We start from the raw sequence: 8499 nt of genomic DNA, 5'->3' as shown, positions 1-8499 counted from the left end.
CTCTCAAAAAATGCCCCGAAAAGCCTCGCTACCCTCTAGACGATAGTCTTTTAATTACTCAAGAATTAACCCGTCTTAAATCGCTTTCTAGTCCCTATAGAAAAGATATTCCTTTCCCATCCACCCCTTGATCAAGTTTGAGCCGAAGTGAAGGGCGAGCGCATGACGGAAAATATAGCTTTCGTGATTTAGAATCCCATCAAACAAGCCAAGAACCTTTCTGGGCAGATGGGAAAGAAGTCTCTCCTTAAACTGGCTATTAAGTTAAAAAGCTGACAAGTTTACAAGTTAGATTACTAAGAAACTGACTTCCTAACAAGTCATTTTTTTCGCTCTGCCCATTAAGCTTTCTCTGACTGTGCGATCGCCTCAGTAGATTGATTTAACTGCTCGATTAACTTCTGACAGTTCCTAGAGGCGGCTACCGCTTCCTTCATCAACGCCTTACCTTGTTTCCAATCCCTAGCCTCGAATGCAATAGTCGCCTCTTTACTCAATCGGGCAGCTTGACTCGCTTCAAACTTAATTTGAGCCTTCAATTCATCCATCGCTCTTATCCTCCATTTCCGTCAACACCGTTCCCAAATTCTCCTGAACCTCGAAGAGTAGATCGGCTTGACTTTGCAGCAGACTAGCATCATTGTAATTCCCTAACTCAATCGCTTGCTCGGCTTCGTCATACAAGTCCTCAACAACATCTTGCATGGCTAGATAAGCCCGTTCTAGAGCCTCAATTGTCCGTCTTTCGATGACCGTCCCTCCAAAAGTAATCTAACTCATTATCCCTAAGTGCCATTCCTTTCCCATCTGCCCAAAAAAAACTTAAATGGAGGGCGATCGCCTTTGACTTTGACCATAGGTTTATAGATGGGCAGATGGGAAAGGAGAAAGTTTTAGAACGCTTTGAACAATCTAACCAGCCAACCAGTGAACCTGTTGATCTATTAAAACTTTTTAAAACTCAGCTTATTAATTTTTCAATAATGTGATAATTTCTAAAACTTAAAAGATTTTTATACCGCACAAGGCAGGTGATATTATGGCACTTAATGTTTCAGGAGAGTGGCAAATAGAGCAAACTAATGGGTTTATAGTAGACGTTAGAGTAGGTCAAATACGCCCAAATGGGGAGTTTACTGTAAATGCAAAATATATTTTACAAGGTACAACTCAAACTGGTTCGGGGTTTGGCTCTGTAACAGACATTCAGTTTCAGTGTACTATTGATTGGCTTAACGGAAGCAGAGGCGTATATATTGGGGAACTTAATCCCCAGACAGGTCGCCTAAACGGTTCTACTTTTGATGCAAGCTCTCCTAACACTTTCGCTGGTTGGCAAAGCTTAAGGTCATTTTAATTTTTACAATGATTTATAAACAAAATCGACTCTTTGAGAGGGAGTAAGGGGTGTGGGGTTTAATAAATCTACTCCCCTACAAAAATGTTACTTATTAGGATAAGGAAAAAAAGTCACTTCTTAAACTAGCTATTAAGTTAGTAAGCTGACAAGTTAACTTGTTAACTAACTGACTTCCTTTCCAAGCTTTCTTTTCCCCGAAGCCCATTCCTAAATCTACCAAATTTCGTAAAAGACGATCACCCTCCGTTTAAGTCTTTTTTTGGGCAGATGGGAAAGAAGTTAACCTTCTGTCAATTTATCTTGTTAATAAGTTAACTTCTTAGTATTTTAACTTGTCAACTTGTTATATGGTTCTCCAAAGCCGTTTCCCTAACGCTTAGTAGTTAACTGTGGTTGACGGTCAATAGTAACTGTTTTTTATTAACTGTAAACTACAAAACTTAAGTAATTTACAATTAATGACTTAAATATACCTATTTTTAATATAGTAAATTACTGTAATTTTTAGTAAATTTATTTAAAACGTTATTAAGAGTTTCTGACTTGTCAGCGATTCAGTTAAGTCTTTAATCTATAATGTTTTTATTTATGTCATTAACTGTTAACTACAGTTATATTTAATCAAAATTATGCCGACTAAAGAATGGTTAGAGCAACATACCAAGATACAAGCCTACCTCGATGCCGACCTATCAGCTAAACTCACTGCATGGATGAAAGAAAAAAATATCAGCCAACTTTCACAGGCGGTCGTAGCCATCCTCGAACATTACCTGAACGATCGCCCTCCAAAAGAAATCTCCTCTCAAGTGCTATTCGATGAATTGGAAGCAGTGAAAAAAGAAGTAGCCTTAATTAAAGCTTCACTTATCGAAGCAGGTTCTAAATCCTTAGCTCCTAAGATGACATCAGAAATAGTCATCTTCCCAACCGAGAGGATGGAAATTCAATACACTGAGAAAGAAGCACAGGACGGGCTAACTAAGAGTGAATTGTGTGATCGCCTTAACTTGACCATTTATCAAGCAGATAAAGCCGCTAAAGAACAAGGAATGAACGTTAATGACTATCTGTTTAAAGTCACAGGCTGGAAACCGTCCGATGGCAAACGACCGAAATATTATCCAGCAGACAAATAGTCATAATCGAAAATATTTTTTCCCTAAACCCTAAAAGAGAAAAAATTAAATGGTTAACGAGCCGACAAAAAAAACTAATCTAAAGATAGCTCTTAAACGACAACATTTATCAGATTTAGCGAAAAAATTAAGCGATGAAGCTTGTCAAGTTATCTTTGCTTTAATTTCTCGTATCCATCCCCAAGAAATGAGCTTTGTCGCTAACTTAGAAGATATTTTAGAAGCTTGCCCACTAACAACTAATCAAGTCAAACAAGCACTTGATGAACTTCAAGAAAAACAGGTCATTCGAGAAATTAACAACCCATCAGGTCAAAGCTATACAGTTAACAGTCAAACCCTTGAGATTATTGTTATCGAAGATGACTAAGGGGAAAAAGTTTCAATTTTAGAAAAGCCTAAACCCTAATCGCTCGTAGACAATTTACTTCGGCAAAATCTTCTAATCGCTTCTTTCACTACCCCCCTTAGCTCTCGGATAGCCAGCATACCCCGCCTATATACAAAAACTCTTCACTTCGTTTCAAGTTGGGGCGGGGTACTGGTTAGGGGGAACCCCCCTAAAACCCCCAATTGGGCAAATGGGAAAACAATCTTTTTTTCTTCTTATTCAGTTTGAAATTTAACTGACTACGTTTGGCCGTCTTTCTAATTCTCATGAGCCACCAACAAATGCCACTCAAGAGAGTTGTTCAGTTCTTAGACAACACAAAAAGCCAGCCCTAACCGAGCTAGCTCAACTTCAATGATTAACTTTTAAAATCTAGATTCAAAAAACTTAAAATGTTTGTTGCTTTAGAAAGATTGTTCATCATCAGTATCTTCTTTCCCATCTGCCCAAATAAAGATCTTTGGCTTCCATCGAGCGGCCACCCAACTACAAATCGGCTGATCGCCCCTTTTAATTGAGGCTCCCTGAAGGGTCGCCAATTGCCTTCACTACCCCCGCGCTTTCCCGCCCCCCTGGGGGGCTGCGCCAATCGTTCCCAGGGCACTCGCCCTGGGGTAGTACACTTGTTCATTTTTACAAAGACATAAGGCCATTTCTGAAATCTGCATCTGATAAGCTTTCTAGAAATGGATTCATATCATATATGATATACTCCATATCACATATGATATGAACTTGTTTGGAGGATCTATGAAACGTAAAAGAATAGCATCTGTCGATCAAGATACAGGTGAGGTTTTAGACGGGGTGATCGTTTATTGTGGAGTTAAGCACAATCCTTATGCAAAAGGATGGGTTATGAATAGCCAAGACGCATTAGAACTTTTAGCTAAGGACAAAGACCTTACAGGTGAGACTTTAAGGGTTCTAATGTTTTTAATGGCTCGTTTAGACTTTGAAAATTGGATACAGATAACTGTTACGGAGATAGGTAAAGAACTAGAACTCAAACAACCAAATGTATCAAGAGCCATCTTGTTGCTAGAGGAAAAAGGAATTATTTTAAGAGGCCCGAAAGTTGGACGGTCTTATGCTTTTCGACTAAACCCCTACTACGGCTGGAAGGGCAAGGTAAGAAACTTGAACGACTACCGCAACAAAGAGGACGATCAGCAACGCCGAGAAACTTTAAAAAACCACCTAAAAGCCGTTAAAACACCTCCCCAAACCGATGATTGATAGGAAAATCTTATCCGACTGGCCACCCACCAGTGATAAGTCTTTCTTAACTCACCCTCTCATCAACCAATCCTCAAGCCTTGAAGTCATCTAGGCGGTCTTCCTGAAATAAGAGCGCGTAACCAACCTCTAAGCTAGTTGCTGTCAGGGTTTTAAATTAGTTTATTCTAGTTTTGGGCAAAAAGGAAAGAAAGTTAAACCCCTCAAAAAATGCCCCTAAAAGCCTCATCACCCTCAAAACGATAGTTTGTACTTACTTAAGATTTTATCCGCCTCAAATTGTCTTCTAGTTACCTCAGAGAAAATATTTGATTCTGAAAACTTAGTGATCGTTTTGTCGGTCTTCAAAGGGCGATCACCTTCAAAGCCAATTCTTTTTTGGGCAGATGGGAAAGAAGTAGCCCATTTCAACGTTTCATCAAGCTAACAAGTTGACCATATAAGTTTATAACTTGTTAACTTTCTATATAGTCAACAAGTTAAATGGTTGAAAATTCTCTTAGAAAGCTTTGACCTCAATCGTTTCTTGAGATCGGTAGAGAACGAATCCGCAGACGGGTCGCCTCGATCACCACCACACTTCCTCCTTCTAAAGCCTCCTGAATCGATGGCAAATTAGCTAGTAAAAGTTCTAACTGTTGCTCAGGACGGCGGGTTGTTCCCCGACGAAATAGGATAAACGAAGGAAAACGCTCCTCTCTTAAAGCCAGCAATGTCCCAAAGTCAGTATCGACTGACACGATCGTCCGTCCCGTCGAAGCCGCCAGACTAAACAGGTCTGAATCATCAGCCGCTTGTAATCCCAACTCACGAACATGAATCGCTTCGTAGCCCGCTTCTCGAAGACCAAGAGCTATTACTGGCGATAAGGCATTATCAATCAGAAATTTCATCGAGTGAGCAACGGGAGTTCCCGTTCTTGTAGAGTAGCCGCCGCATAATGAAGAGCTTCAGAGAGATCAGCCGCTTCAAGATCTGGATAAGCTTCTAAAATTTCAGCTTCCCTCATCCCCTCGGCAAACATCCCAACTACAGTAGCAACGGGAATCCGTAAGCCCCTCAGACAAGGCACTCCCCCCATCTGGGCAGGATTGACGGTAATACGGGTAAATTTCATGGCAATAGCAGTTAGGTTGAAGTGAACCCTTACCATTATCCCCCAAGCTATTCTTTTCCAGTCTGCCCAAAAAAAGACTTGAACAAAGGCGATCATCTATCACTTCGATTAATAATTCAGAATTGGGTGGATGGGAAAGAAGTTAGCCTTCTGTCGGTTTAACTTGTTAACTTGTTATCTAGTCACCCAGTAAACAAGTTGTTCAGTCTTTGGGTTATCTCCATTGACTTTAAGTTATTAATGGTAAATTACGGTAAATAGTAGCTTTAAGTTATTAACTGTTAATTACTTAGTTAAGGTTAATTACAGTAAATAATTTAGATTAACCATTGTGGCTTTAGGAGTTGACTGTAATCTTTAGTCCCTTGAGCCTGATCGCTATTTCGAGTTTTTAATCAGTCATCGATTTCGGTTAAGTCTTTAACCGCTCATGTTTTTCGCCATGTCATTAACTGTTATTTACAGTTTGGTCTTCTAAAAATTAGGCTGACTCAAAAATGGTTAGAGCAACATCTTAAGATACGAACCTACCTTGATAACACTCGCTCAAGTTAATCAAAAACCTTAGTTATTAGTTTAGGGCAGTTCGTTAATTGTCCAATATTTAATAATTATCATGAACACTTCGATTAACTCTTCTGAAGCAACGGGTTTGCTAATACAGCCAGCTACGTTTAATTTGTAAAGCTTCAGTTTTGCTTCTTCATTGTCACAACTATTAGCTAGAACAACGACTGGTATTACTTTTAGTTCAGGCTCAGAACGTAACTCCCTCAGAAATTCCGCTCCATTTATTTTGGGCGAGTTAAGAGCCAGCAGGATTAATCGAGACTCTTTGGGAATAACAGGTGGTTTCCCATCTTGAGTCCGTAACATCTCTAGAGCTTCTAATCCGTTCTTAGCTGTGAAGAGAGGATAAGTAATCTCGTTCGTTTTGAAGATCTGCTTGATCTTCTCAACAGTTTCATGAGCATCATCTACTAGCAAAATATTCAGTCTTTTCTTAGATGGAATTGTTAACAAAATCGACTCCAAATCAAGTTAATAAATTAGCTTAAAAACGACTCAAACCGCCTTCATTATGGTACAGATAACAATTCAAGTTAATCTTTCTTTTGGCAGAACCAAATCACTTGTTAACAAGTTAACTTACTAGACAGTTAGCCAGTCAACAAGTGATTTGGTTCTTTCGATATACTTGTCAGATGCCTCATCGTCTCATCGTAGTCTCGTTAATTTTTGTGTTAATCTCCTATATAGTTTAATTACCTAACGTCATCAACCTAAAACGCCTTCTCTGTCATTCTCGTCAATTTTTTCTTTTTCTACTTAACCCGAACTCATGTTACTTGAGAAAAATTCAACGTTTAACTTAACCTCAACTTGCTCAACTATTTGAATCAAAAAATCATGAAAATTTTGTTGATTGAAGACGATGAAGTGGACATAATTGCGGTTCGGCGTTTGTTCAAAAGAAACTATATTAGCAATCGCCTTGAAATCTCCCAAGACCCCGCTAAAACTTTAAACCAATTACAGGAGCGTTATCATCAACCCTCAGCCATTTTTCCCGAAAGTTTATTAATCCTGTTAGATCTTTATTTACCGAAAATGGATGGACGAGAATTTCTGATTAAATTACGCTCGGATTCAAACTTAAAACAAATTCCTGTAGTTGTCTTGCTCACTTTTGAACAAGAAAGATTTTTAATAGAAGCCGAGAACCTGAACGTATCTGGATATCTGAAAAAACCATTTACTTTCTCAGAGTTAACCCAATTAATGCTCACCCTCAATCAAAAGAAAATGTTTAATTGGATCTCCGAATTACCCGCTCGCTCTTTTTCTAACTACTACTCATAGAAAGCCACTGTCGTCTTCAACTCTTACACCCCCCTTCCTAATTTTTTCTTCTCTAAGCCAGCATACCCCACGTATATATTCCCTCGTGCTTAGTAAGGACTCATCGCGTGGGGTACTGGTTAGGGGGAAACCCCCTAAAACCCCCAATTGGGCGGATGGGAAAAAACTACTTTTTTCTCTAGAAGCCTATTAACTAATTAAGCTAACAATCATCTTCTTTCCCATCTGCCCAAAAAAGATTTTAACTATTGTCGAATAATTACCCGACTACTTTTAATTGGGTGATTGTGGCTGATCGCTTTATAAATCGAGACTCCTGTCGTCGTCAATTACCTTCATTACCCCCTCGCTATTCGCCCCCTTGGGGGGCTGCTCCAATCGATTCATAAGTTTAACTGATAAGCGTAGCTTATCCTTTTTCTATACAAAGACAAAGAAAATAACTTATCAATGGCTCTACATAAAGATTTCAGAGGTCGATTGTTAGTAAATATGCTAACATCGTTAGTAAATTTACTAACAATGTGGGTAATTTAAAGATGAGAAGGCCAAAAAACACTCGTCAAATATCTCAGTACGACAATCAAACTGGAGAATTGTTAGATGGAGTTATTGTTTATTGCGGAGTTAAGTGTAATCCTTATGGGGGTGGATTTATTATGAATAGCCAAGAAGCCTTAATAATAATCTCTCAAGATAAGGAAATGACGAGAGATGCTTTAAGAATATTTGTTAATATTTGTGGAAAGTTAGATTTTCATAACTGGATTCAGGTTTCACAAACAGAAATATCACAAGAATTAGATATACATAAAGTCAATGTTTCTAAAGCTTTTAAACTTTTAATCAACAAAGGAATAATATTAGCTGGGCCAAAAGCAGGACGCTCTTTTGCTTACCGATTAAATCCTGACTACGGCTGGAAGGGCAAAGTTAAGAACCTTAATGAGTACCGCCAAGAGCAAGAAGAGCGACAACAACAAGAACTCAAAAACCGACACCTCAGAGCCGTAGACAATCCCATCAAACCTGATGAATCTGAATGATTACTTCTTTCCCATCCGCCCAAACAATCGTAAGAGTAGTGGGAAGAAAATCTCATCTCCTTGCTAACTTGTCAGCTTGTTAACCACTTAACTTACTAACTTCCTAATTTTTCATCTTCTTCCCGCGATCGCCCTCGGAAGCTTCCTACCTATTGATATCAATAAAAATTGATATGTGCTTTAAAGTTTTCCCCAATTCACGAACTGATGAGCTTTTTACACTTCTACGCGGTCTTCGCGAACTTTGAGCGCGTAACCCATTTCTATTACAGTCACAGTCTAAGGTCTAAGTTAATTTAATCATCTTTTGGGCAGATGGGAAGGAAGTTAACCCGATCTCCCTA

General features: G+C 38.9%; 12 protein-coding genes. 7 read left to right on the top strand and 5 right to left on the bottom strand.

The features are described 5' to 3' along the window. Window positions 1–341: 341 nt before the first annotated feature. Window positions 342–548 (bottom strand): hypothetical protein, encoded by a 207-nt coding sequence (locus CFPU101_RS24655; RefSeq protein WP_206818446.1) that lies wholly within the window; start codon window positions 546–548, stop codon window positions 342–344. Next, the gene (locus tag CFPU101_RS24650) at window positions 541–705 is read right to left on the bottom strand and encodes a hypothetical protein (RefSeq protein ID WP_206818444.1); all 165 of its coding nucleotides are present in this window, start codon (window positions 703–705) and stop codon (window positions 541–543) included. Before CFPU101_RS24650 ends, CFPU101_RS24655 begins: the two co-directional genes overlap by 8 nt. A 334-nt stretch (window positions 706–1039) precedes the next feature. Between CFPU101_RS24650 and CFPU101_RS24645 the strand changes: the two genes are divergently transcribed. The 4 genes from CFPU101_RS24645 (at window position 1040) to CFPU101_RS24630 (ending at window position 4129) form a co-directional block, all read left to right on the top strand. Continuing rightward, complete coding sequence (locus tag CFPU101_RS24645; protein WP_206818443.1) at window positions 1040–1357, top strand: hypothetical protein; 318 nt, start codon at window positions 1040–1042, stop codon at window positions 1355–1357. Window positions 1358–1989: 632 nt separating this feature from the next. After that, window positions 1990–2499 (top strand): hypothetical protein, encoded by a 510-nt coding sequence (locus CFPU101_RS24640; RefSeq protein ID WP_206818441.1) that lies wholly within the window; start codon window positions 1990–1992, stop codon window positions 2497–2499. A 49-nt stretch (window positions 2500–2548) separates the two neighbouring features. After that, window positions 2549–2869, top strand: coding sequence for a hypothetical protein (locus CFPU101_RS24635; RefSeq protein ID WP_206818439.1), 321 nt, complete (start codon window positions 2549–2551; stop codon window positions 2867–2869). Between the two features lie 771 nt (window positions 2870–3640). Further along, window positions 3641–4129: a helix-turn-helix domain-containing protein gene (locus CFPU101_RS24630; RefSeq protein ID WP_206818437.1), complete on the top strand. Its 489-nt coding sequence runs from the start codon at window positions 3641–3643 to the stop codon at window positions 4127–4129. 515 nt (window positions 4130–4644) lie between these two features. On the opposite strand, the gene CFPU101_RS24625 is transcribed toward CFPU101_RS24630, so the two are convergent. The 3 genes from CFPU101_RS24625 to CFPU101_RS24615 all read right to left on the bottom strand — a co-directional run bounded on the left by CFPU101_RS24625 (window position 4645) and on the right by CFPU101_RS24615 (window position 6269). Then, window positions 4645–5022, bottom strand: coding sequence for a DUF5615 family PIN-like protein (locus tag CFPU101_RS24625; RefSeq protein WP_206818435.1), 378 nt, complete (start codon window positions 5020–5022; stop codon window positions 4645–4647). Next, window positions 5019–5342 carry a DUF433 domain-containing protein gene (locus CFPU101_RS24620; protein WP_307730483.1) on the bottom strand — a complete coding sequence of 108 codons (324 nt, stop codon included), beginning with the start codon at window positions 5340–5342 and terminating at the stop codon, window positions 5019–5021. Before CFPU101_RS24620 ends, CFPU101_RS24625 begins: the two co-directional genes overlap by 4 nt. 480 nt (window positions 5343–5822) lie before the next feature. Then, window positions 5823–6269, bottom strand: coding sequence for a response regulator (locus tag CFPU101_RS24615; RefSeq protein ID WP_242578252.1), 447 nt, complete (start codon window positions 6267–6269; stop codon window positions 5823–5825). A gap of 387 nt (window positions 6270–6656) precedes the next feature. Here CFPU101_RS24615 and CFPU101_RS24610 point away from each other — a divergent pair, with 387 nt between their 5' ends. The 3 genes from CFPU101_RS24610 (at window position 6657) to CFPU101_RS24600 (ending at window position 8155) form a co-directional block, all read left to right on the top strand. Continuing rightward, the gene (locus CFPU101_RS24610; protein ID WP_242578251.1) at window positions 6657–7109 is read left to right on the top strand and encodes a response regulator; all 453 of its coding nucleotides are present in this window, start codon (window positions 6657–6659) and stop codon (window positions 7107–7109) included. 248 nt (window positions 7110–7357) lie between these two features. Then, window positions 7358–7498 carry a hypothetical protein gene (locus CFPU101_RS24605; protein WP_206818431.1) on the top strand — a complete coding sequence of 47 codons (141 nt, stop codon included), beginning with the start codon at window positions 7358–7360 and terminating at the stop codon, window positions 7496–7498. A gap of 150 nt (window positions 7499–7648) precedes the next feature. Next, window positions 7649–8155 carry a MarR family transcriptional regulator gene (locus tag CFPU101_RS24600; RefSeq protein WP_206818429.1) on the top strand — a complete coding sequence of 169 codons (507 nt, stop codon included), beginning with the start codon at window positions 7649–7651 and terminating at the stop codon, window positions 8153–8155. The last annotated feature ends 344 nt before the right edge of the window (window positions 8156–8499 follow it).

It is taken from the genome of Chroococcus sp. FPU101 (assembly GCF_017312365.1).
Lineage (GTDB): Bacteria > Cyanobacteriota > Cyanobacteriia > Cyanobacteriales > Microcystaceae > Chroococcus.
This window is presented reverse-complemented; position numbering and strand designations above follow the sequence as displayed.